Origin of the sequence: Dokdonella fugitiva (genome assembly GCF_014138265.1) — a bacterium.
Taxonomy (GTDB): Bacteria; Pseudomonadota; Gammaproteobacteria; order Xanthomonadales; family Rhodanobacteraceae; genus Dokdonella_A; species Dokdonella_A fugitiva_A.
Genome location: NZ_JACGXL010000007.1, coordinates 285,509 through 309,639 on the forward strand (window position 1 = coordinate 285,509; position 24,131 = coordinate 309,639).

Annotated in this window: 18 protein-coding genes; 15 read left to right on the plus strand and 3 right to left on the minus strand. The window is 70.7% G+C overall.

Going from position 1 to position 24,131, the window contains the following annotated elements:
- Positions 1–87: 87 nt before the first annotated feature.
- The 15 genes from pilQ (at position 88) to FHW12_RS19440 (ending at position 21,414) form a co-directional block, all read left to right on the plus strand.
- Positions 88–2,277 carry a type IV pilus secretin PilQ gene (pilQ, locus tag FHW12_RS19375; protein WP_259393152.1) on the plus strand — a complete coding sequence of 730 codons (2,190 nt, stop codon included), beginning with the start codon at positions 88–90 and terminating at the stop codon, positions 2,275–2,277.
- A gap of 80 nt (positions 2,278–2,357) precedes the next feature.
- Positions 2,358–4,673 carry a hypothetical protein gene (locus tag FHW12_RS19380; RefSeq protein ID WP_182532709.1) on the plus strand — a complete coding sequence of 772 codons (2,316 nt, stop codon included), beginning with the start codon at positions 2,358–2,360 and terminating at the stop codon, positions 4,671–4,673.
- A gap of 113 nt (positions 4,674–4,786) precedes the next feature.
- Positions 4,787–5,944, plus strand: a complete 1,158-nt coding sequence (locus FHW12_RS19385) for an EAL domain-containing protein (RefSeq protein WP_182532710.1) — start codon at positions 4,787–4,789, stop codon at positions 5,942–5,944.
- Between the two features lie 142 nt (positions 5,945–6,086).
- Positions 6,087–7,073 carry an AAA family ATPase gene (locus FHW12_RS19390; protein ID WP_182532711.1) on the plus strand — a complete coding sequence of 329 codons (987 nt, stop codon included), beginning with the start codon at positions 6,087–6,089 and terminating at the stop codon, positions 7,071–7,073.
- A 43-nt stretch (positions 7,074–7,116) separates the two neighbouring features.
- A complete protein-coding gene (locus tag FHW12_RS19395) occupies positions 7,117–8,052 on the plus strand; it encodes a DUF58 domain-containing protein (RefSeq protein WP_182532712.1) in 936 nt (311 codons plus the stop codon).
- Positions 8,049–8,561 (plus strand): DUF4381 domain-containing protein, encoded by a 513-nt coding sequence (locus FHW12_RS19400; protein WP_182532713.1) that lies wholly within the window; start codon positions 8,049–8,051, stop codon positions 8,559–8,561. The genes FHW12_RS19395 and FHW12_RS19400 overlap by 4 nt, the downstream gene beginning before the upstream one ends.
- Positions 8,554–9,558, plus strand: a complete 1,005-nt coding sequence (locus FHW12_RS19405) for a vWA domain-containing protein (RefSeq protein WP_182532714.1) — start codon at positions 8,554–8,556, stop codon at positions 9,556–9,558. Before FHW12_RS19400 ends, FHW12_RS19405 begins: the two co-directional genes overlap by 8 nt.
- 10 nt (positions 9,559–9,568) lie before the next feature.
- Entirely contained in the window at positions 9,569–11,554 is a 1,986-nt protein-coding gene (locus tag FHW12_RS19410; protein ID WP_182532715.1) for a VWA domain-containing protein, read from the plus strand.
- Positions 11,551–13,260 carry a BatD family protein gene (locus FHW12_RS19415; RefSeq protein WP_182532716.1) on the plus strand — a complete coding sequence of 570 codons (1,710 nt, stop codon included), beginning with the start codon at positions 11,551–11,553 and terminating at the stop codon, positions 13,258–13,260. The genes FHW12_RS19410 and FHW12_RS19415 overlap by 4 nt, the downstream gene beginning before the upstream one ends.
- 6 nt (positions 13,261–13,266) lie before the next feature.
- Positions 13,267–15,324: a DUF2961 domain-containing protein gene (locus FHW12_RS19420; RefSeq protein ID WP_182532717.1), complete on the plus strand. Its 2,058-nt coding sequence runs from the start codon at positions 13,267–13,269 to the stop codon at positions 15,322–15,324.
- Between the two features lie 184 nt (positions 15,325–15,508).
- Positions 15,509–15,814 carry a hypothetical protein gene (locus FHW12_RS21100; protein WP_220484544.1) on the plus strand — a complete coding sequence of 102 codons (306 nt, stop codon included), beginning with the start codon at positions 15,509–15,511 and terminating at the stop codon, positions 15,812–15,814.
- Positions 15,811–16,872 (plus strand): collagen-like protein, encoded by a 1,062-nt coding sequence (locus FHW12_RS21680; protein ID WP_220484545.1) that lies wholly within the window; start codon positions 15,811–15,813, stop codon positions 16,870–16,872. The genes FHW12_RS21100 and FHW12_RS21680 overlap by 4 nt, the downstream gene beginning before the upstream one ends.
- Before the next feature lie 134 nt (positions 16,873–17,006).
- Positions 17,007–17,564: an ECF-type sigma factor gene (locus tag FHW12_RS19430; RefSeq protein WP_182532718.1), complete on the plus strand. Its 558-nt coding sequence runs from the start codon at positions 17,007–17,009 to the stop codon at positions 17,562–17,564.
- Complete coding sequence (locus FHW12_RS19435) at positions 17,561–20,344, plus strand: tetratricopeptide repeat protein (RefSeq protein WP_182532719.1); 2,784 nt, start codon at positions 17,561–17,563, stop codon at positions 20,342–20,344. The genes FHW12_RS19430 and FHW12_RS19435 overlap by 4 nt, the downstream gene beginning before the upstream one ends.
- A 167-nt stretch (positions 20,345–20,511) precedes the next feature.
- Positions 20,512–21,414 carry a collagen-like protein gene (locus FHW12_RS19440; RefSeq protein ID WP_220484546.1) on the plus strand — a complete coding sequence of 301 codons (903 nt, stop codon included), beginning with the start codon at positions 20,512–20,514 and terminating at the stop codon, positions 21,412–21,414.
- A gap of 185 nt (positions 21,415–21,599) precedes the next feature.
- Here the strand turns inward: FHW12_RS19440 and FHW12_RS19445 are convergent, their stop codons facing one another.
- The 3 genes from FHW12_RS19445 to FHW12_RS19455 all read right to left on the minus strand — a co-directional run bounded on the left by FHW12_RS19445 (position 21,600) and on the right by FHW12_RS19455 (position 24,038).
- Entirely contained in the window at positions 21,600–22,166 is a 567-nt protein-coding gene (locus tag FHW12_RS19445; protein WP_182532720.1) for an outer membrane protein, read from the minus strand.
- A 206-nt stretch (positions 22,167–22,372) separates the two neighbouring features.
- Entirely contained in the window at positions 22,373–23,176 is an 804-nt protein-coding gene (locus FHW12_RS19450) for a S1/P1 nuclease (RefSeq protein ID WP_220484547.1), read from the minus strand.
- Positions 23,166–24,038: an MBL fold metallo-hydrolase gene (locus FHW12_RS19455; RefSeq protein ID WP_182532721.1), complete on the minus strand. Its 873-nt coding sequence runs from the start codon at positions 24,036–24,038 to the stop codon at positions 23,166–23,168. The genes FHW12_RS19450 and FHW12_RS19455 overlap by 11 nt, the downstream gene beginning before the upstream one ends.
- Between the last annotated feature and the right edge of the window lie 93 nt (positions 24,039–24,131).

The following is a 24,131-nucleotide window of genomic DNA, read 5'->3' on the forward strand; positions in this document are numbered from 1 at the left end:
GGGACAAATCTCATGACCACGACATTCGCTGCAACCTCGGAGCGCAGGTTCGCCTTCCGCACGGTGCGGTCTCGCCTGCTCGGAATGATGGCCTTGTTCGCCTTCGTGTTCGGCACCGCCGTGCATGCCGAGAGCGTGCTCGAGGACATCTCGTACACGGCTCTGCCCGGTGGCAAGGTCGAGGTCACGCTGAAGTTCGCGAGTGCCGCCGTGGCCCCGCAAGTGTTCTCCACCGAGAATCCGCCGAGCATCGCCCTGGATTTCGCCGACACGCGCAATGCCTTCAGCAAACGGCGGCTCGAGGTCGGAGCCGGCGCTACTTCGGCCGTCTCGGCGATCGAAGCGGCGGGGCGCACGCGCGTCGTGATCGACCTGTTCCGCAAGGCGGGCTACGACACGCGGGTGAACGGCAACAATGTCGTCCTGTCGATCAACAACGGCGTCATGGGCTCCTCGAGCATCGCGGCGTCCGCGGCCAAATCCGACCCGACCAAGGCGGTAGCCGCCGCCGCGGACGTGGAGGTTTCCAACATCGATTTCCGCCGCGGCAAGAACGGGGAAGGTCGCGTGGTCGTCACCTTCAGCGGCCCCGGCGCGTCGGCCAACCTGCGTCGCGAAGGCGGCAACATCGTGCTCGACCTGCTCAACGTCAAGCTGCCGCCGAGTCAGGCGCAGCATCTGGACGTGCTCGATTTCGCGACGCCGGTGCAGTCGATCGACACGCGAGCCAAGGGCAACGGCGCGCGCATGGAAATCATCGCCAAGCAGCCGTACGAGCAGCTCGCCTACCAGAGCGGCAACGAATACGTCGTCGAAGTCGCACCGAAGAAGGATGACGCCAAGCTCAAGGGCAAGAATGCGGAGCCCGAGTACAACGGCAGCCGCGTCACGTTCAATTTCCAGGACATTCCGACGCGCTCGGTGCTGCAGCTGATCGCCGACGTTTCCGATCTCAATATCGTCGTCTCCGACAGCGTGCAGGGAAATGTCACGCTGCGCCTGATCAACGTGCCGTGGGACCAGGCGCTCGACATCGTGCTGCAGGCAAAGGGGCTCGACAAGCGCCGTCGCGGCAACGTCATCTGGGTCGCGCCGCAGAAGGAAATCGCCGAGCGTGAAGAGGCGATCGCCGATGCGCGACTGAAGATGGAAGACAAGGAGCAGCTGATCACGGACTACATTCCGGTCAGCTACGGCAAGGCCAAGGACATCGCGGCGCTGCTGACCAAGGAAACGCAGACGAACCAGGCCAGTGGCGGCGGTCAGACCGGCGCATCGGCGCAGCGCGGTTTCCTCTCGGCGCGCGGTAGCGTCACGTTCGACGACCGCACGAATACCCTGCTCGTCAGCGATATTCCGTCGAAGATCCAGGAAGTCCGCCAGCTCATCGCCGTGCTCGATCGGCCGGTGCAGCAGGTGCTGATCGAATCGCGCATCGTCATCGCGACCGACAGCTTCGCGCGTGAACTCGGCGTCAAGTTCGGCGTCAGCGGTGGCTACGAGACGAGCAACGGCAACGTCGTGAGCACCTCCGGAACCGCCATCGCGACGGACCGCATGTCCAACGTCGTGCTCAACAACCGCTTCAACGGACCGAATCGCGGCTTGCCGAACGTCGCGCCTGGCACCATCCCCGGCGGCATCGCGGTGCCCACGCTCGACAACCGCCTCAACGTGAACATGCCAGCGACGAATCCCGCCGGCAGCTTCGGCCTCGCGATCCTCGGCGCCGACTACCTCCTCGACCTCGAACTGTCGGCCGCGCAGACGGAAGGCCGCAGCGAGGTGGTGTCGAGCCCGCGCGTGATCACCGCCAACCAGCAGGAAGCCGACATCAAGCAGGGCCAGGAGGTCGGCTACGTCACCTTCCAGAACTCCGGCGGCGGCGGTGCCGGTACGGGTACCGCAACGGTCGCCTTCAAGGAAGTCGTGCTCGAACTGAAGGTTACCCCCACGATCACGGCAGACGACCGCGTCGTGCTCAACCTCAACGTGAAGAAGGACAACGTCGCTGGTTTCGTCGACAGCCCGGGCGGCGGCCAGGTGCCGACGCTCGACAAGCGCGAGATCAGCACCGAGGTGCTGGTCGACAATGGACAGACGGTCGTGCTCGGCGGTGTCTACGAGGTCAGCAAGTCGGAGACGCTGCGCAAGGTGCCGATGCTCGGCGACATCCCGGTGCTCGGCAACCTGTTCAAGAACAAGGGGCGCAAGGACGACAAGGCGGAACTCCTGATCTTCGTCACGCCGCGCATCCTCAGCGACAATCTAAAATGAAGCAGTGGGTGTAACGATTCCCGCGGATGCTTTCCGCGCGTTGCACCGTGCCATCGAACTCGCAGGACTGGAGACACGACATGAAATTTTTCGGCAAGACCCTGGGGCTGATGCTCGCCAGCCTCACGTTGGCCAGCTGCGGCGGCGGTGGCGGCGATGGCGGCGCGACCTCGCCGCCGCAGAGTGGCACCATCACGCTGCACGCGACGACGACGACGCTGCCGCTGAACGCCAACAACACTTCCTGGTATCCGTCCTCGCCGTTCTCGAGCGAGGTGGACATCACCTGGCGCAACGCCGACGGTTCGCCGGTCTCCGGCCATGACATCAACTGCAGCATCAGCCCGGTCGAAGTCGCCAGCATCCATATACCTGACGACGCCAGCACGCAGCCGGACGAGTCCGCGGTCAACTGGACCAACATCCAGGTGCATTCGGATACCGGTCATGCGATCTGCTGGGTGTTCTCCAGCGGCCGCGCAGGCGCGGCCACGTTGACCGTGACCGGCATCGATCCGAACACGAACCGCACCGTGACGAATTCGATCACCATCACGGTCACGAGCGGTGTCGGCACGCTGCCGGCGAGCGTCGCGCTCGAGGCGACGCCCGCCGGCGTCTACCTGCCCAGCTCCGGCGGCAACAACACCTCGCAGATCCACGCGATGGTGCTCGATGCCGGCGCCCAGGCGGTCCCTGATCCGGCCAATGGCAACAGCGGCGTAGACAACCTGCAGGTCGAGATCGTCGGCGATGCCGGTGATGCGCGCCTCAGCACGAATTCCGTGGCCGGGCCCGTCTCGGGCACGTCGGTCGCGACGCACACCGTGCACGGTGTCGCGACGATCGCGTTCCAGGCCAACGACGGCACGCCGCAGGGCCCCGTGCAGATCAAGGCAACCGCGGATCGTGCCGACAACAACGTCAGCAACGGCATCCAGGACCCGGTCACGTTCACGAAATCGATCGTCGTCTCGGATGGCAAGCTGTACAGCATCGAGCTGACCTCGCCGCTGTTCGCGCCGAGCCTCCCGGGCATCGTCATCAACACCGTGTCGGGCGACGTCAGCTCCGACGTCGGCTCGATTCCGGCGGATCCGGACGCGACCCTGAGCCTCACCGTGTCGGCGCTCGGCACCGATCGCCAGGGCAATCCGGTCATCCCGGGTACCGCGATCCGTTTCGGCGCGGTCGACTCGCCGGTCGGCGAGCCGGGCACGGCGAACGACAACCAGTTCCTCATTTCCGGCCTCGACGGCAACCCGCAGGAGGGCGGCGGCACGTTCACCGCGCCGACCGGCCATTTCAACTCGGCGGGTGGTGGCGCGGGCCCGGGTGACGCGCTGATCGTGTTCGGCAAAGCGGTGCAGGGCAACGAGGACCTCGAAAGCGCGGTCACGGTGCAGCACATCAACAGCGCGACCAGCGCAACCGTGCTGCCGGTATTCAACAAGAACAACACCACGGGAACGACCGTCGATTCCGGTCCGGTACTGCCGTACCTGTTCGGTCGTGCCCTGCACGGCAACATCACGGCCAGCGCGACGACCAATGACATCGGTGTCGCCCACGCGACGCTGAACTACACGGTCAACACGGTCGGCGATGCGGTCGCGGTGTGGGCGCAGGGCGACGGCGTCGATCGCGTCACCGGCGCGCCGCGTCGCGTCACCGATGCGGGCACGATGGCCTACCCGGGCGTCGCGCCGGCCTCGATCGTCGCGTTCCCGAACCCGCTGCTCGGCGACACCACGACGTCCGTGACGGTCTGCGTCGCCGATGCCCTCGGTATCCCGCTCCGCGGCGTGCAGGTCGGCTTCCAGTTCACGCTGCCTGCCGGTACGGGTTCGATCGATGGCACGACCGGCGCCGGTTTCCTGGACGACCTCACGGGCACCGACGGCTGCACGGTCGGCACCGTGGTGACTTCCGGCCTGCCGGTGACCTCCGGCGGCGGCAACAGCGGCCAGGTCGTGTTCTCGGGCGCGGGTGCGACCAGCGACCCGGTCGATTTCATCGTGCAGATTTCCGCGCTGCAGGCGAGTCCGAATTCGGTCCTGATCAACTGCGCGGGCAGCCGAGATGTGCCGATCACCGTGAAGGCAGTCGGTCCGGACGGCAGTGGCCTGCCGGGCGTGGACATCACCGCGACGTGCACGGCTTCCGGTGGTGACGGCGCCACGTTGACGGCGAATCCGCCGACGAGCACGACCAACAACGGCGGCACGGCAGGATTCATCGTCACGGCCGATGGTTTCATCGGTGCGGGCACCCCGCCGGCCGTTGGCACGGGCCAGTGCGTGTTCGCCGCGGCCGGCGACGCCTCGCGCAGCGTCACCGTGACGTTCCGTGGATCGCAGAGCGTGCCGAGCCCGGTGCCGAGCTGCGGTCCGTAACATCCGCTCGAAGGGCATGAAGAAGGGCCGCAGCAATGCGGCCCTTTTTTTGTGTACGATCGGGCATCGCTTCGACGAATCCGCGGCGCAGCGTCCGAGGGGAGGACCGCGCATTGCAGCCTTACAGCGAGCTGTTCAAGGCCGGCGAACTCGTGTTCGCGGAGGGCGACGCGCCCACCTGCGCCTACCTCATCGAAGCCGGCCGCATCGAGATCAGCACGACGCAGCTCGGCGAGCCGCGCGTGCTCGCCGAACTCGGGCCGGGCATGCTGCTCGGCGAAATGGCCGTGCTCGACGACTCCACGCGCACCGCGAGTGCGCGCGCACTGACCGACTGCCGCCTGATCCCGATCGACAAGGCGCAGTTCGCCGAACGCCTCGCCAACGCCGACCCGGTCGTGCGCGCGTTGCTGATGAGCCAGTTGACGCGCTACCGCTCGGCCCTCGCGCGCCTCACCGGCGAGGTGGACGGCAGCGATCCGGTGCTCGCGGCCCAGCCGGACGACGCGGACGCGGTCGACAAGATCCGTCTCGAAAGCGAGCTGCGTGCGGCACTCGAGCGCAAGGAACTCGAGGTGCGGCTGCAGCCGATCGAGGAGATCGTCAGCGGTCGCATCGCCGGCTACGAGGCACTCGTGCGCTGGCAACATCCCGAGCGTGGCGCGGTGTCGCCCGCGGAGTTCATCCGCCTCGCCGAGGAAACCTCGCTGATCGTGCCGATCGGCGACTACGTGCTCGCGCGCGTCTGCGACATGCTGGTCGAGTTCCGCACGCGCGGCCGCAAGCCGCTGCCGTTCATCGCCGCGAACCTGTCCGGCCGACAGATCGACGATCCGGGCCTGGTCGGCCGCATCCTCGACCTGTTGCGAGCGCGCGACCTGCCGCCCGACCGGCTCAAGCTCGAAGTCACCGAGAGCCTGGTCATGGACCACGCGCGCATCGGCGATCTCATCGCGCACTGCCACTCGGTCGGCATGCCCGTCGCGCTCGACGACTTCGGCACCGGATATTCGAACCTCGGCCCGCTGCTGACCCTGAACTTCGACCAGATCAAGCTCGACGCGAGCTTCATCAAGGCGCTCGACCGGCCGCGCGGGGTGGCGATGGTCGGGGTGATCGTCGGCATGGCGCGTGCGCTCGACTGCGACCTCGTCGCCGAGGGCGTGGAGACGCGCGAGCAGCGCGAAATCCTGCACCGGCTCGGCTGCCGCTACGCGCAGGGCTGGCTGGTCGGCAAGCCCCAGTCGCTCGGCGACGTCCTGGAACACTAGCGCCCGCCGGGCAATGCTCCGCGCATGCCCGCGCAGGGATCCGTTAGTGATTCCTTGATGCTCCGCGAAAACTATTCGCGCGGGCCGCTGTCCGACCCTTCATCGTCCCGTGCGATCATCGGGAACCCGGATCCTTCTGCCCATGGACATGCCTGAACCCATCACGGCCGCCACCGCCTTCGCCACCCTGCGGCGCGAGCTCGCCGGCTGCATCATCGGCCAGGAAGCGCTGATCGACCGCCTGCTGATCGTCCTGCTCGCCGACGGGCACTTGCTCGTCGAAGGTGCGCCGGGCCTGGCCAAGACCACCGCGATCAAGGAGCTTGCCGCGCGCATCGAGGCCGACTTCCATCGCGTCCAGTTCACCCCCGACCTGCTGCCGGCCGACCTCACCGGCACGGAGATCTACCGGCCGCAGACGACCAGTTTCGAGTTCCAGCGCGGTCCCATTTTCCACAACCTCATCCTTGCCGACGAAGTCAACCGCGCCCCGGCGAAGGTGCAGTCCGCCCTGCTCGAGGCGATGGGCGAGCGCCAGGTCACCGTCGGCCGCGACACCTACGCGCTGCCGGCGCTGTTCCTCGTCATGGCGACGCAGAACCCGATCGAGCAGGAAGGCACCTACCCGTTGCCCGAAGCGCAGCTCGACCGCTTCCTCCTGCACGTGCGCGTCGACTACCCGAAGGCCGCCGCCGAAGCGGCGATCCTGCAGCTCGCGCGCGACCGCGCGCGAGAAGCGCTCGTCGTCACCGCGCCGCCGCTGCGCAGGCTGACCCAGCAGCAGGTGTTCGCCGCGCGTCGCGAAGTGCTCGGCCTGCATCTCGCGCCGCAGCTCGAGAACTACCTGGTCCAGCTCGTTCTCGCCACGCGCGAGCCGGGCGCCTACGGCGCCGAGCTCGCCCGCTACGTCGCCTACGGCGCGAGCCCGCGCGGCACCATCGCGCTCGATCGCTGCGCGCGTGCGCATGCGTGGCTCTCCGGTCGCGACTACGTGACGCCGGAAGACGTGCACGCGATCGCTGCCGACGTGCTGCGCCATCGCGTGCTGCTCAGTTACGAGGCGGAAGCGGAGGGCGTCAGCGCCGACCGCGTCGTGTCGATGCTGCTCGAACGCGTACCGCTGCCCTGATTCCGCCGAGCGTCGCGACGACCTCGCGGCGCCAACGCACGCCATGCAGCCCGCATCCGCCAACCGCTCCGTCCGCGTCGCCCTCGACGAACTGATCGCACTCGCCGCGCTCGCGCACGGCGGCAGTCTCGTGCGCAGCCGGCGCAGTCCGGCGTTGCGCAGCGGCACCAGCAGTTCGCGCTGGCGCGGTCGCGGCGTCGACTTCCGCGAGTCGCGCATCTACCAGCCCGGCGACGAGATTCGCCACATGGACTGGCGCGTGACCGCACGCAGCGGCAAGCCGCACACGAAGCTGTTCGAAGAGGAACGCGAACAGGGCCTGCTGCTCGCGATCGACCTCAACCCGGGCATGCGCTTCGGCACGCGCGTGCGCTTCAAGAGCGTGCAGGCCGCGCGCGCAGCCGCGCTGCTCGCGTGGATGGCGTCCGCGGCCGGCGACCGCATCGGTGCGCTCGGTTTCGGCGGTGGCGTCGACGGCGAGGTGAAGCCTGCGGGCGGACGACGCGGCGTGCTGCACGTGCTGCGCGCGTTGCGCGACTGGGACGCCGTGGCCGACGTCGAACGCCAGGCGCCGTTGTCGACCGCGCTCGCGCGCGTGCGCCGGCTGCTGCGCCCGGGCATGCGCCTGGTCCTGCTCACCGACGGCTTCAGCACCGACGCCGACGCGGCGCAGCTGTTGCCGCAACTCGCCGGCCGGCACGAGATCACGATCGTGCTGCTGCGCGACGCACTCGAACTCGCGCCGCCGCCGCCGGGTCGCTACGCGATCCACCTCGGCAGCGCACGGCGCGTGCTCGACTTCGGCGATGCGCGCGTGCGCGGCAGCTGGACCGAGCGCTTCTCGGCATCGCGCGCGCGCCTGCTCGAACAGGCGCGCCGCCTCGGCCTGCGCGTGCTCGAACTCGACGGCCACGCCGACCTGCGCCGCGCGCTCGCGCCGCTGCTCGCGCGCAGCCGCCACTCGCCGGTGGTCGCGTGAATCCGGCTGCCGGTCCCGAACTGCGCGACATCCACCTGCCCGCGACGCCGGACTGGTGGCCGCCGGCGCCCGGATGGTGGTTGCTCGCACTCGCGCTGCTCGTCGCACTCGCGTTCGGCGTGCGCGCGTGCTGGCGCTTCGAGCGTCGGCGACGCTGGCGCGCACGCGTGCGCGCGGAACTCGAGCGCATCGCCGACGCGCACGCACGCAGCGCCGATGCGCAACAGCTGTCGATCGCGCTGTCGAACCTGCTCCGCCGCGCGAGTCGGTTGCTCGCGCCGCACGCGGCGGCGTTGCACGGCGAGGCGTGGCTCGACTTCCTCGACGCGAAGCTGCCGAAAAGCGAAGCGGATGCCGCGCCTTTCCGCCGTGGTGCCGGCCGCGCACTGCTCGATGCGCCGTACCGGCGCTCCGACGACCCCGCGGCGGCGGTCGACGCGGGTGCGCTGATCGCGCTCGTGCGCCGCTGGCTCGCGCATGTGCTGCGCGCGGAGGACGCCCATGCTTGAGCTCGCATGGCCGTGGCTGCTCGTGCTCCTGCCGCTGCCGTTGCTCGCGGCACGCCTGCTGCCGCGCGCACGTGGGCTGTTCGGCAGCGCGTTGCACCTGCCGCACCTCGGCGTCGCGCTGCCGCAGCAGGCGGACGTTTCGCCGGTGCCGCGCCTGCGCCGCGCGTTCGCGTTGCTCGCCTGGATCCTGCTCGTGTTCGCCGCGGCGCGGCCGCAGTGGCTCGGTCCGCCCGAAGACGTCGCGCGCTCGGGCCGCGACCTGCTGCTCGCGGTCGACACGTCCGGCAGCATGAGCATCGAGGACATGCAGCTCGCCGGTTCCGCCGTACCGCGCTTCGCGGCGATCCAGGCGATCGCCAGCGACTTCGTCGAACGCCGCCGCGGCGATCGCGTCGGCCTCATCCTGTTCGGCACGCGTGCCTACCTGCTCGTGCCGCTCACGTTCGACCTGCGCACCGTAGGCAAGCAGCTGCTCGACTCGACCATCGGCCTCGCCGGCCGCGAGACCGCGATCGGCGACGCGGTCGGTCTCGCGGTCAAGCGCCTGCGTGCGCGCCCGCAGGACCAGCGCGTGCTCGTGCTGCTCACCGACGGCGTGAACACCGCGGGCGAGCTCACGCCGGCGAAAGCGATCGACCTCGCCGAAGCGAACCAGGTGCGCATCTACACGATCGGCGTCGGCGCCGAGCAGATGCGCGTCGACAGCCTGTTCGGCAGTCGCATGGTCAACCCGTCGGCCGACCTCGACGAGACGATGCTGACGAAGATGGCCGAACGCACGGGCGGCCGCTACTTCCGCGCGCGCAACAGCGAGGAACTCGCCGACATCTATCGCACGATCGACAAGCTCGAACCCGCGGCCGACGCCAAGCAGAGCCTGCGGCCGGTCGACGAGTGGTACTGGATGCCGCTCGCCGCGGCGTTCGCTGCCGCGGCGCTCGCGTTCGCGGTGCCGGCGTGGCGCCTGCGCGCGCTGCGCGGAGGCGTGCCCGCGTGAGCCTGCCCGCATGAGCACGTTCGGCGACTTCCATTTCCTGCGGCCTGCCGCGTTGCTGCTGTTGTTCGCGCTGCCGCTGTGCTGGTACGCGTGGCGGCATGGCCGCACCGACGCGGGCGCCTGGCGCGGCGCGGTCGACGCGCACCTGCTGCCGCACCTGCTCGAGCGCATCGACGGCGGCAGCGGGCGCGGTGGCCTCGTGCTCGCCGCGTCGCTGTGGACGCTCGCGAGCCTCGCGCTCGCTGGCCCGGCGTGGGAACGCGAGCCGATGCCGCTCTACCGCAACCAGGCCGCGCGCGTGCTCGTGCTCGAACTCGCGCCGAGCATGGCCGCGCAGGACGTCAAGCCGAGCCGGCTCGAGCGCGCGCGCTACAAGCTCGACGACATCCTCACCCGCAGCCGCGACTACCAGACCGCGCTGCTCGGCTACGCCGGCGACGCGTTCGTCGCCGCGCCGCTCACCGACGATGTCGAGACCGTGCGCAACCTCGTCGACGCGCTCGACCCGACGACGATGCCGGTCATCGGCAACGCGACCGGCCGCGCGATCGACGCCGCGGCGACGCTCATCGAACAGGCCGGCCTGCATCGCGGCGAGATCGTCGTGCTCGCCGACGGCGCGAGCGCCGACGCGACCGCCGCGGCGCGTCGCGCACACGCGCGCGGCTACGACGTGTCCGTGCTCGGCCTCGGCACCGCCGCCGGCGCACCGGTAGCGCTCGCGCAGGGCGACTTCCTCAAGGACGACGACGGCGACGTGGTCATCTCGCGCCTCGACGAGGGCACGTTGCGCGCGGTCGCCGCGGCCGGTGGTGGCCGCTATGCCGCGCTCAGCGCCGACGGCTCGGACCTCGACGCGTTGCTCGCGTCGACGGTCGACGTCGATGCGCACGCGGGGCAGGCCGACGGCGAAGCGGCGAGCGCGCGCTGGCGCGATCGCGGTCCGTGGTTGCTGCTCGCGTTGCTGCCGCTCGCGCTCGCTTCGTTCCGGCGCGGCTGGCTCATGGTGTTCGCGCTCGCAGCGCTCGCGCCGTCGCCGCGTGCGCGCGCCGCGTCGTTGAGCGACCTCTGGCAGCGCGCGGACCAGCAGACCGCCGCCGCCCTCGCCGCCGGCGATGCCAAGCGCGCGGCTGAACTCGCGCCGACGCCGGAATGGCGCGGCGGCGCGGCGTATCGCGGTGGCGATTTCAGCGCAGCCGAAAATGCCTACGCGAAAGCCGATGGTGCCGACGGCGCCTACAATCGCGGCAATGCGCTCGCGAAGCTCGGTCGTTACGAGGAAGCGATCGCCGCATACGACGAGGCGCTGAAGCGCGAGCCGGGCATGGCCGATGCGCAAGCGAACCGCAAGGCGGTCGAGGATTTCATGCGCCAGCGCAAGCAGCAGGATCCGCAGCAGGGACAGCAGCAGCCGCACGACGGACAGGATCCGTCGCCGCAACAGGACGGCAGCCAGCAGCAGGGCGCGTCGAAACCCGAGGACGGCGCGCAGAAGCCGCAGGACGGCAAGGACGAATCGGCCGACGACGCGCAGAAGCAGGGGGGCCGGCAGAACGACCGCGACACCAAGGACGGCGAGCAGGGTGCGCAACAGGCGCAGGCCGATCCGGCGAAGCAGTCCGGCGAATCGCGCCAGGACCAGGCCGGGCAAGCACCCGACGAACAGGGCGCGCAGGATTCCTCGCAGCGCGGTGGCCGGCAGCAGGACGCCAGCGGCGCCAATGGCAAGGCGGGTGAACGCAAGCCCGACGCGAACCAGCAGCAGGCGTTGAAGCAAGCCGTCGATCGCGCGCTTGCCGATCCGCGCAAGGACGCCGCCGCAGGAGAGCCCGCACGCGCGGTGCAGGAAGCGCCCGAAGACGATGCGACGCGCGAGAAGCGCCAGGCGCTCGACCACTGGCTCGAGCGCGTGCCCGACGATCCGGGCGGCCTGCTGCGGCGCAAGTTCCAGCTCGAATACCAGCGCCGGCAACAGCGTGGAGGAGACGGCGGATGAACGCAATCGGATTCCGGCGCCGCGCGCGTGTCGTGCTCGCGTTGTTCCTGCTCGTCACGTGCGTGGTGTACGCCGACGACAAGCCCGCGGTGCGCGCATGGCTCGATCGCGACAGCATGCACCTCGGCGAAACCGTCACGCTCAACGTCGAGACCGACGAGGTCGGCGCGGCGCAGCCTGATTTTTCCGCGCTCGCCAAGGACTTCAACGTACTCGGCACGCAGTCCGGCCAGCAGGTGAACATCAGCAACGGCACGCGCAGCGCGAAGACGCTGTGGGCGGTCGGGCTCGAACCGAAGCACGATGGCGCGATCACGATCGCGCCGCTCGCGGTCGGTGGCGTGCAGACCGCGCCGATTCGACTCAGCGTGCTGCCCGCACCGACGGCAGCGCAACAGGCCGGCGGCGACATCTTCCTCGAGGCCAGCGCGCAGCCGCTCGATCCGTACGTGCAGCAGCAGGTGCGCTACACGGTGAAGCTGTACTTCGCGTTCGATCTCACCGACGGCAACCTCGCCGAACCGAAGGCGGACGGACTCACCGCGCAGCGCCTCGGCCAGGACAAGTCGTACGTCGCAACCGTCGGCACGCGGCGCTACCACGTGCTCGAGCGCCACTACGCGCTGACTCCCGAACGCAGCGGCGCGGTCGAGATTCCCGCGCTCGCCTTCCGCGGCACCGTGCTCGACGCGGCGGATCCCGCCGCATTCTTCGGTCGTGGCCGCAGCGTGAGCGCGCGTTCGGACGCGGTGCACCTCGAGGTACGCGCGAAGCCGGCGACCTGGACCGATGGCGCATGGCTGCCCGCCGCGTCGCTGCTGCTCAAGGACGAGGGCGAGCCGCCGGCGGAAGTGCACGTCGGCGAGCCGATCACGCGCACGATCCGGCTGCAGGCGCAGGGGCTCGGTTACGAGCAACTGCCGGAACTCGAACTCGCTGCGCCGCCCGGCGCGGAAATCTATCCGGACAAGGCCGACACGCGCACGCGCGACGACGGCGAATGGTTGTACGGTGAGCGCGTGCGCAAGTTCGCGTTCGTGCCGAATCGCGCGGGAACGATCACCGTGCCGGGACTAAGCGTGCGCTGGTGGGACACCGTGCACGATCGCGCCGAGACAGCGACGCTGCCGTCGCGCACGATCACCGTACTGCCCGCGGCGGCCGGCGCATCGGCCGGCACGCCCGCTGCGGCCACGCCATCGGCGCCGACGAGCGCGGCACCGGCGGCCGCGCCCGCCTTCGACGGCGACCTGCACGCGGGCCTCTGGAAGATGCTTGCGATGATCGCGTTCGTGCTGTGGCTGGCGACGCTGCTCGCATGGTGGTCGACGCGGCGTTTCGCGCGTGCTCCCGCTGCGCCGGCGGGCGCGGCGGCCGCGCCCGCTTCCGCCGCACCGCGTGCGGATTTCCTGCGCGCGTGCGCACTCGGTGATCTCGCCGGCGCGGAGCGCGCGCTGGTCGCCTGGGCGCGCGGCGAGCGCACCGACGTCTACAACCTCGGCCAGCTCGCCGCGCGACTCGCCGATCCGGCGCAGCGCGACGGGCTCGCCGAGCTGCAACGCTCTCGCTACGCGAGGGGCGAAGCTGCCGAAGGCGTTGCCGCGCGCCTGCAACGCGCGTTCCGCGGTGGCCTGCGCTGGCAGGTCGACGACCTCGGGCCGCGGCGCGCCGACGCGCTGCCCGCGCTCTATCCCGATCGCGACTGACGCGCGATGAGGCGCCGGCCGCTGCTCGCGATCGCACTGGGGAGCGTCGCGGCAGCGGCGCACGCGAGCGGGTTGCCGTGGGAAACCTGGGAGTCGCCCGCGCGCCTCGCCGCGATCGACGCGGACGACGTCGTGCTCGAGCGTTCGAGCCATTGCCTCGACGGCTGCCGCTACGACCGCAGCAACGCCGGCGCCGAAGGCGCCGCGGCGAATCCGTATCCGCTGCGCTGGCTCTATCGCGACGGCGATGAAGTGGTCGTGCTCGACGAGCGCGGACCGGGCGCACTGACGCGGTTCTGGCTGACGACGGGTTTCGGCACGTCGATGTGCATCGATCCGGCGATCCGCGTGCGCCTGTATCTTGACGGCGCCGCGATGCCGACACTCGACCTGCCCCTCGCGGCACTGTTCGACGGTTCGACGCCGCCGTTCACGCCCCCGCTCGCGCTCGATCGCCTGCAGTCGAGCGGCGGCTACGTGAGCCACGTGCCGATCGCCTATGCGCAGTCGTTGCGCGTCGCGCTCGCCGGCGCCGACGACGGCGGCAGCAACCCGTGCACGGGCAATGCGCAGCGCCTGCTCTGGTTCCAGCTGCAGTTCCACCGCATCGCGCCCGGCACGCCCGTGGCGAGTTTCCTCGCCGGCCACGACGAGCCTGCATGGCGCGCGTTCCTCGCGCACGCGGGCGACGACCCGTGGAACGCGATGCTGCTGCCGCAGGTGGCGACGACGAACCTCGCTCCGGGCGGCAGCGCGACGCTGGCGACGCGCAGCGGACCCGGCTGGCTGCGTGGCATCCGCCTGCGCCTGCCACGCTCGGCGTATGCTGCGCTGAGCCTGCGCGTGAGCGTCGACGGCGTGCTTGCGATCGACGTGCCGCTCGCCGACTTTTTCGCCGCGCCGACCGACGCGCAGGCGCCCGCACGCGGCGTGTTCGTCGGCGAGGACGCGGGCGGCTGGCTGTACGCGTGGTGGCCGATGCCGTTCGTCGAGGACGTCGCGATCGCGCTCGCCGCGGATGCCGCGTTGCCTGCCGCCGTCGCGATCGACAGCGCACTCGTGTTCGACGCCGCGCCGGTGCCTGCCGAGGCGGGTCGCTTCGAAGCGCGGCTCGTCGACACCTGCAGCGCCGCGTCCGCGATCACGCTCGATCATGCGACCGGCGCGGGCAGGATCGTCGGCGTCGCCGCGCGCCATCGCGCCGACGGCGTATCGACACGCGGCTATCTCGAGGGCGACGAGCGCGCGCGCGTCGACGGCGCGTTCGCACCGGCGTGGTACGGCACCGGCGTCGAGGACTTCTACGACGGCGGCTTCTACTTCGACCGCGGCGTGTTCGCCGGGCCGCTCGCGGGCGCGACGGTGGTCGACACGGACGGCAGCGGCAGCACGGTCGCGTACCGGCTCATGCCGACCGCGCCGCTCACCTACGCGAGCGCGCTGCATCTCGAGCAGGAAGCCGGCTATGCGCCGTCCGCGCCGGTACCGACCTGCGTGCGCAGCGTCGTCTACGCCTACCGGCGCGACACGCCGCTGCTCATCGGTTACGACGCGTTCGAGATCGGCGATGCGGCGGCCGCGGCCGCGCACGCCTACGTGCGATCGGCGACGGCGAGCTGCGCGCCGCTCGCCGCCTCGTTCGAGGACGAACCGCCGACCGCGCGCAGTGCGCTCGCGTGCGCCTACGGCGATGGCTCGAGCCATTTCCATTTCCGCGTCGCCGATGCGCAGTCGCCACTGCGCCTGCGCCGCACCTTCGATGCCGGCGCCGGCGTGCCGGGCGAGCAGGCGGGCTCCGCCGCCGCGATGATCTTCATCAACGGCCTCGCCGCGGGCGCATTCGCACCGGCGCCGGCGAACCCGTCCCGGCGCTGGCAGCAGCAGGAGGCGTTGCTCGACGTCGCCGCCGGCACGACCGACTTCGATGTCGTCGTCGTACCCGAATTCCGCGCCTACGCGAACGTCTTCGCGGAGTCGCGCTGGGAACTGCGCGGCCGCTGGAAGGATGCGATCTTCGCCGACGGATTCGACGCGCCGCCCGCGCGCGTCCTTGCACCGCCTTGATCGGCCCCCTCGGGTCACGCCGCGCGCCGTCTTCCGACGCACCTGCCTCGTTGCGCGCCCGGTGCGTCTGCGCGCCGGCGCGGCGCGCTTGATATCCCGCACGCTGCTTTCCCGCTTACCTGATCGGACCGATGACAGGGGCGGCATGGGGCCGTTCATCACGTCCGGTATTCAGGAGGGTTCGATGGATATCCAATCGTGTTCGCGTCGGCGCCGCGCGCCGGCGACCGCGCTCGTGGTCGCGCTGGCGGCGTCGAGCGTGTTCGCGGCGCCGGCCGGCGGCGGCTATGCGCTGCAGGGTTCGGTGATCGCGAGCGGCGGCGTCGCACGCGCGACGAGTGCGTGCTTCGACCTGTCGGCGACGATCGGCGAGCCGACCGCAGGCGTCGCGACGGGCGGCAGCCTCGCGCTCGTCTCGGGCTTCTGGGCGGCGCCGGTGGCGCGTCCCGACGAACTGTTCCGATCATCGTTCGAGGGGTGCGCGCCGTGAGTACGACGACCGCACGTCGCATCGCGGCGATCCTCGCTGCACTCGCCGGTGGCAGCGCCCATGCTCAGGTCGCGCAGCTACCCGATTTCACCTATCAGGGTCGCCTCGCGCAGGACGGCCTGCCGGCCAATGGTGCCTACGATCTTGCGTTCACCTTGTACGACGCCGCGAGTGGCGGCCATACGCTCGGCGCGCCGCAGCTCGAAACGCAGTTCCCCGTCGTCGACGGCCTGTTCACGGTGTCGCTCGCGTTCCCGGGCGTGTTCAGCGGCAACCAGACCTGGCTCGAAGTGAGCGTGAACGGACAACCGTTGCTGCCGCGCCAGGCGGTTTCGACGACGCCGGTCGCGCAGTACGCGCTCAGCGGCAATCCGGGGCCCGCGGGTGCGACCGGGCCGCAGGGTGCAGCGGGCCCCGTCGGGCCGACGGGGCCCGACGGTGCGGCCGGAGCGACGGGCGCCACCGGTCCCGCCGGGGCGACCGGACCGCAAGGCGTGGCCGGACCGACCGGTGCGCAAGGGCCGCAAGGCGTACAAGGTCCACAAGGCGCACAAGGCGCGACCGGCGCGAGCGGCAGCAACGGTTTCGACACCTTGCTCGCGACGACGGCGGAATCGGCCGGCGCGAACTGCAGCGCGGGCGGCACGCTCGTGCGCGTCGGCCTCGACGCGAACCGCAATGGCGTGCTCGATGCGGGCGAGATCAACGCGGCGCAGAGTCGCTACGTCTGCAACGGCGCGCCCGCACCGAGCGTGCCGGCGAACGGCAACTTCACCGCGATGCAGTACATCGACGGCTATATCCTCACCTGCGACGCGGCCCATCTCTCGGGCGACAACCAGTGCTTCAACGCGCGCCTGAACGGCCTGCCGATCAAGGCGGACCTCGACAGCCGCGCGAAGCTCTGCGGCATGATCGGTCAGTCGGGTTTCGGTTTCGTCGGCGTGTCGTCGACTTCGAACCAGTACTACCAGTGGAACGGCGGCGCCGGCCGCTGGGACCTCGTGCTCAACGCACCGCCGTTGCAGCCGATCCAGGCGATCGACTGCGTGCCCTAGCGCTCGTCGCGCGGCGACCGTCGCATCGCTCCGGCGCCGCGCGCCGGAGCGTGCGCGTCCGGGTGCGGTTGCGCGACGCCGGCCGGCTCCCTACATTGCCTGTTCGACGCGGGCCGCGCGGCCGAGGGGACGCGGTGGAACAGGACATCACGCAGCTGCTGCATGCCTGGCACCGGGGCGATCGCGACGCGCTCGCGATCGCGATGCCGCGCATCTACGAGGCGCTGCGGCGCAGCGCGGTGCAGCGCCTGCGCGGTGAGCGCGAGCAGACGCTCAATCCGACCGCGCTCGTGCACGAAGCGCTGCTGCGCATGCTCGGCAACGACACCGATTTCGTCAGCCGCGCGCATTTCCTCGGCATCGCCGCGCTGCACATGCGTTCGATCCTCATCGATCACGCGCGGGCGCGGCAGGCCGCCAAGCGCGGCGGCGGCGCGCTGCACGTGACGCTCGGCGCGACCGCCGAAGGCGCCGCGAGCGATGCCGGCAGCGTGCTCGACCTGCTCGCGCTCGACCAGGCGCTGACGCGCCTCGCGGACCACGACGCACGCGCCGCGCGCGTGATGGAAATGAGCTGTTTCGCCGGCATGGAACAGGACGAGATCGCCGCCGCGGTCGGCATTTCGGTGCCGACCGTCGCGCGCGACATGCGTTTCGCGCGCGCATGGCTGAACCGGGAACTCGCTGCGTGACGGAAGCGGCGCGCCCGGGTTTCGTCGAGGTGCGGCGCCTGTTCGACCTCGTCTGCGACCTCGCGCCGGACCAACGTCGCCGACGCTACGAGGAAGAGGGCGCCGACGCGGCGACGATCGCCGAGATCGAATCGCTGCTCGCCTGCGAGGACCGCGACACCGTCCTGCGCGCGCCGGTGCTGCGCGCGCTCGGCGCGATGCCGGAGACCGAACTCGCCGAGGGCGATCGCCTCGGGGTGTGGCGCCTGCTGCGACGCCTCGGCAGCGGCGGCATGGGCGCGGTGCACCTCGCCGAACGCGCCGACGGCCACTTCGAGCAGCAGGCGGCGATCAAGCTGATCCGCGGCCTGCCCGGCAGCGACACGCTCGTCCATTTCGCGCGCGAGCGGCAGATCCTCGCGACCTTGCAGCACCCGCACATCGCGCGGCTGCTCGACGGTGGCGCGACGCCGGGCGGCCAGCCGTACCTGGTCATGGAGTACGTCGAGGGCGAAGCGATCGACGCGTACTGCCGCGACCATCGCCTCGACCTGCGCGCGCGCCTCGCGCTGTTCCGCGCGGTGTGCGACGCGGTGCAGTTCGCGCACCAGCGCCTGATCGTGCATTGCGACCTCAAGCCGTCGAACGTGCTCGTGCGCGCCGACGGCACGCCGGTGCTGCTCGACTTCGGCATCGCACGCGCGCTCGATCGGCCTCGCGCCGTCGAAGCGGACGGCTATTTCACACCCGGCTACGCGAGCCCGGAGCAGCTCGCGGGCGAGACGCTGACGACGGCGAGCGACGTCTACGCGCTCGGCCTCGTGCTGTTCGAGCTCGTGACCGGGCGCAAGCCGCGCGTCGATGCCGCGGACCGCACCGTCGCGCGGCTCGCCCAAGCGCAGGTGCGACCGAGTGAACTCGCCGACGACGTGCCGTGGCGCGCGCGCCTGGCCGGCGACCTCGACGCGATCGTGCTGCGTGCGACCGCCGCGCAGGCCGCGGCGCGCTACCTCTCGGCGCGGGAACTCGGCGAGGACGTGCAGCGTTTCCTCGAGCACCGTCCCGTGCGCGCGCGCGCAGCGACGTTGCGCTATCGCGCCGCGCGGCTGCTGCGCCGGCGCTGGCCGGTCGCGCTCGCGGCCGCATGCGCACTGCTCGTGCTCGGCGCGTTCACCTGGCGCCTCGCGCTCGAGAACGCGCGGGCGCGCGCGGCGGAACGGGAAGCGAAGCGGCAGGCGGCGACGGCCGAACGCGTCAGCGATTTCCTCGTCTCGGTGTTCGACACGTCCAATCCGCGCCTCAACGCGGAACATCGCGACATCACCGCACGCGAAGTGCTCGACGAAGGCGCGGCACGCATCGAGCGCGACCTCGACGACGCGCCGCAGGTGAAGGCGCACCTGCTCGACGTGCTCGCGACCGCCTACCGCCACCTCGGCCAGCCGAAGCCAAGCATCGCGCTGTTCCGCGCCGCCGCGGAGCTCTACCTCGATCCGCGCGTCGACGAGCCGCTCAAGGCGGCGGAGGCGCTGAGCCAGCTCGCGGTCGTCTACGCGAACAATGCTTATCCGGCGACCGACGTCGAGGCAGCCGCGCGCCGCGCGCTCGCCCTGCGCACCGAACATGCACCCGACGACGCGCGCGCACTCGCCGATTCCTGGAACACGCTCGGCCTCGCCTTCGAGGCGCAGGACCGCTACGAGGAGGCCGAAGCCGCGCTGCGCAAGGGCCTCGACCTGCGACGCACGCTGCCGCTCGACAAGCCCGGCGACGGCATAGCCTCGTCGCTGCACAACCTCGGCCTCGTCGCGGCGAAGCGCGCCGATTACGCGCATGCGCTCGACTACTACCGCGAGGCGCTCGCGCTCAAGCAGAAGCAGTTCGGCGAACACCATCCGGACTACCAGGTGACGCTGCAGGGCTACGCGCGCGCGCTGTCGGATGCAGGCCAGCCCGCGCAGGCCGTCGCGCTGTTCGAGCGCAACATCGCGTTGTGCGCGGAACTCTACGGCGAGCGCAGCGCGAAGTCGGCCGACGCGCACAACGTGCTCGGCTACAGCCTGCAGGACCTCGGTCGATTCGCCGACGCGATCGCGCAGTACCGCGAGGCGATGCGCATCCATGCCGACGTCTCCGGCAGGGACAGCGCGGCGTACGCGGTGCCGCTCAACAACCTCGCGACCGCCTGCGAGGACACGGGCGACTACGGTGCGGCGATCCCGCTGTACGAGGAATCGCTGCGGACGCGCCGGCGCACCTTGCCCGACGGCAACCGCCTCGTGCTGCGCGCGGACTACAACCTCGCGCGCGCGCTCGTGCGCGCAGGACGGCTGCGCGAAGCGAAGGCGCCGCTCGATCGGGCGATCGAAGGCATGCGTGCGCATTTCGGCGAAGACGATCTGAACACCGCGAAGTGCGAGATCACGCTCGGCGAATGGCAGCTTGCGTCGGGATCGTCCGCGGACGCGGCGAAGACCGTGCAGGTTCTGTTGCACTCGCGCGCACCGCTGACACCGCTCGTGCGGGCACGCCGCGAAGCGCTCGAGGCGGGCGTCGCACTCGTGGCGCACGACGCATCGACCGCGCTCGACCATCGACGCGCGGCGCTCGACGCGGTGCGCGCGAAGTACGGCGAGGCGCATCCGTACATCGCGGAGTTCGCGCTCGCCTACGCCGCGGCGCTGTCGGACGCCGGGCGCGAGGCCGAAGCGCGCGCGCTGGTGCAGCCGCTGCGCGCGATGATCGAGTCGACGTTCGTCGAAGCCTCGCCGGTGCGCACGGCGCTCGCGCGCTGGCACTGATCGGCTCGCGGTCGTCGGCGGGCCGCGACGTGCGTGATAGCCGCTCCCCCTTTCCTGCGCTTCATCCATCGAACGGCGGCCATCGCCCGTCGCAGGAGACACCGATGACATCCTTTCGTGGGCACACGGCCGCACCGCGTCTTCGCCTCGCGCGTCGACGGCCGATCATGATCGCGCTGCTGCGTTGCTGCATCGCGGTCGCGCTGCCGGCGAGCCAGGTCGCCGTGGCACAGGTCGCGCAGTTGCCCGACTTCACGTATCAGGGGCGCCTCGCACAGAACGGCCAGCCCGCCAACGGCGCGTTCGATCTCGTGTTCACGCTGTACGACGCCGAGGTCGCCGGCCATGTCGTCGGCACGCCGCAGTCGGAGCCGCAGTTCCCGATCGTCGACGGACTCTTCACGGTATCGCTCGCGTTCCCGGGCGTGTTCACCGGCGACCAGATGTGGCTCGACGTGAGCGTGAACGGCCAATCGTTGTCGCCGCGACAGGCGATCGCGACGACGCCGGTCGCCCAGTACGCGTTGAGCGGCAATCCGGGACCCGCAGGCCCGCAAGGCGAGCAAGGCGCGCCGGGGCCGACAGGGCCGCAGGGGGCGACCGGCGCGCAAGGTGCGACGGGACCGCAGGGGGCGACGGGTGCGCAAGGTGCGACGGGACCGCAGGGGGCGACGGGTGCGCAAGGTGCGACGGGACCGCAGGGGGCGACGGGTGCGCAAGGCGCGACCGGACCGCAGGGACCGGCCGGTCCGTCGCTGCTGCCCTTCCAAGTCACGGTCGACACCACGGCGGACGCGAACACCGCCTACCTCGGCGCCCTCCCGTGTCCGGCCGGCAGCGTCGTCGTCAGCGGAGGCATCAGCCAGCCGTCGGTCAACAACCTTGCGATCGCGTTGCACGAAAATGGCCCCAGCTCGACGAATACGTGGCGCTGGATCTACGCCAATACGACCGCTTCAGCCACCACGGTGCGCCTCACCCTCGTCTGCGTGCCGTCGCCTTCGGCGTCCGCGGCCGCCGCTCCCGTCGGGGTTCCCGTAGCGACCATCACGCCGATCATGCAACCCTGATGGAAGCGTATCGGCCGCGAACGTCGCGGCTACGGACGGGGGGCCGGATGGCCGGAGCGAAGCCGGCGAGCAGCAACGGTTCGGCCGGGCCTCATGCACGCACGCGAAAAAAAAACCGGCCTGCTCTCGCAGGCCGGTCGGCTGTGACGGCATCCTTGCCGTTGTACTCCCGTCGGAGAGCTGGATCAGAAGCGGTATTCGGCGCTGACGGAGACGAGGTCCGGGTCGAACTTGAGACCGCTCTTCTCGGCCTTGTAGTAGTCGTAGTTGAGGCCGACGCTGAAGTTGTTGCTGAAGTCGTAACCGAAGCCGGCGCCCGCGTACCACTTGTTGCTGTGGTCGTCGACGGCGACCGGCGCCGCGAGCGGACCGTAGGTGCCCTTGAGGTCGGCGCGGAAGAAGCCGGCGCGGCCGCTCAGGTACCAGTTCTCGTTGACGTTGAAGTGGCCGTTGACGCCGAGGTTCCAACCCTTGAGCTCGGCATCGCCGAAGCCGGACGGGTTGCCCTTCGGCGAGAAGGTGCCGAGGTCCGTGTAGCCGCCTTCGACGCCGAACAGGAAGTTCGGGGCCAGCGCCCAGCGGTAGCCGACGTTCGCGCCGAACGCGGTGTCGTCGTCGTCGTACACGCCCTTGCTGAGATTGGACTGGCCGACGTTGCCGTTGATGAACCAGCCATTGGTATCGGCGGCGTGGGCGGGGAGGGCGGCCAGACCGGCCGTCGCGAGGGCAAGGGCGAGCAGGGTGTTCTTCATGATGTGACTCCAACTTGTTGGGGGTGGACGTGCGCGGGGCACGCGCCGTCCAGTTCGTTCGATGCTTCCCGTCGCTTCCGGGTTCACCCGTCGGCGGCGTGCGTATAGATGGGATTCAGCCCCGCTATTTCAATACCGGTCGGTTTAGAATTCGTTCATGCTGCGCCAACCGATTGATCGGCCGGCGAAACCCGGCGGGCACGGGCTCAGCGGTGCGGGGCGAGCGCATGGTTCAGCAGCGCTGCGAGGCGTGTGGCTGCTTGCCGCAAGCGTCGTTCAGCGAGTGGGCGCGCCCGCGCGAGGTAGACCGCGTCGACGCGGCGTCGCGACGGATAGATGCCGGCATCGCGCGTCGCGCGGCAGGATTCTTCGGCCCAGTTCGCGGCACCGCCGTCGGCGGCCGGCAGCGGCGTATGCGCGAGATCGGCGGCGCGCGCCCGCCAGCCTTCGTGGCGGTCGCCGAGCACGGGCGTATCCCATAGCGCATGCAGGTTCGTGCCGCGGTTGCCGTCGACGCGGATCTGGTAGCGATTGCCGCCCGAGTCGTGCCGATAGCCCGCATGCAGCGGCTGGTGCACGTCGGCGACGAGGTGCACGAGCATGCGCAGCGCTTCGGCGCGTTCGTCGACGCCGCGTCCTCGATCGCCGAGCACGCTGGCGTAGCGATCGATCGCGGCGACTGCGCAACGTCCGCCCGCGCAATCGCGGCGCGCGTCATACCGGCACGTCGCGTCCGCGAAGTTGACGAAGTGGAGTTTCGACGTCGCGCGCCAGAGAGAGCGGTGGCGGGCATCGTCGCGCAGGTCGTCGGCCCAGGTCGCGACGTCGGCGAGCGCGCGTGCATGCGATCGCGCGAGCAATGGTCGCAGCGCCGCGCGCGTCGTCGCGGGCAACTCGCGTTCGGCGAGCGTGGCGACGATGCGATGGCCGGTCGGGCCCCACGCGAGCGCGTGCAGTGGCAGGCACGCGAGCAGCAGCGCGAGCGCGATGCGCCGTGCGTCAATCCGCATCGAGGAACACGGGAAGCCTGAAGTGGCGGCGACCGAGCGTGTCCGCGGGTGGCAGGCGGCCGCCGCGGATGTTGAACTGGATCGCCGGCCACAGCAGCTTCGGCACCGCGAGCGTCGCGTCGCGGCGTTCGCGCACGACGACGTAGTCGGCCTCGGTCGTGTCGGCACGCAGCTGGCTGTTGGACCGCTTTTCTTCGCCGATGCGCGCCATTGCGGTCGCCTCCGCGCCCGCAGCGGGATAGTCGTGGCAGAGGAACACACGCGTTTCGTCCGGCAATTCGTACAGGCGCCGGATCGAACGGTACAGCGTCGCCGCGCTGCCGCCCGGGAAGTCGCAGCGCGCCGTGCCCGCGCCGGGCGCGAACAACGTATCGCCGACGAAAGCCGCGTCGCCGGCGAGATAAGCGACGCTGTCGGGCGTATGGCCGGGCGTCGCGACCACGTGGATGCGAAGCGCGCCGACGTCGATGCTGTCGCCGTCGCGCAGCAGGCGATCGAACGAGCGGCCGTCGGTGGGGAAATCGTCGCCGAGCGCGAGCAGTCGCTTGAACGTGCGCTGCACGTCGACGATGCCCGCGCCAATCGCGAGCGGCACGCCGAGCCGATCGCGCAGCCACGCGCCCGCGGACAGATGGTCCGCGTGCGCGTGGGTCTCGAGGATCAGGGCGGCCTCGAGGCCGAGTTCGCCGAGGTGCGCGAGCAGTTCGTTCGCCGGTTGCGTGCCGACGCGGCCGGACGCGACGTCGAAATCGAGCACGGGATCGATGATGGCCGTGCGCCCGCTGGCGGGGTCGGCGACGACGTGCGTCCAGGTGCCGCTGGCCGCGTGATGAAAGCTGTGGACGGCGGGATGGCTCGACATCGGTGTGGGTCCATGAGACTGCGTGCAGCGTAGCGCATCGTTTGCGCGCGGGCATGGCGGCGCGGCGGCAGCGCGCGTACGAAAGTCGCGCGG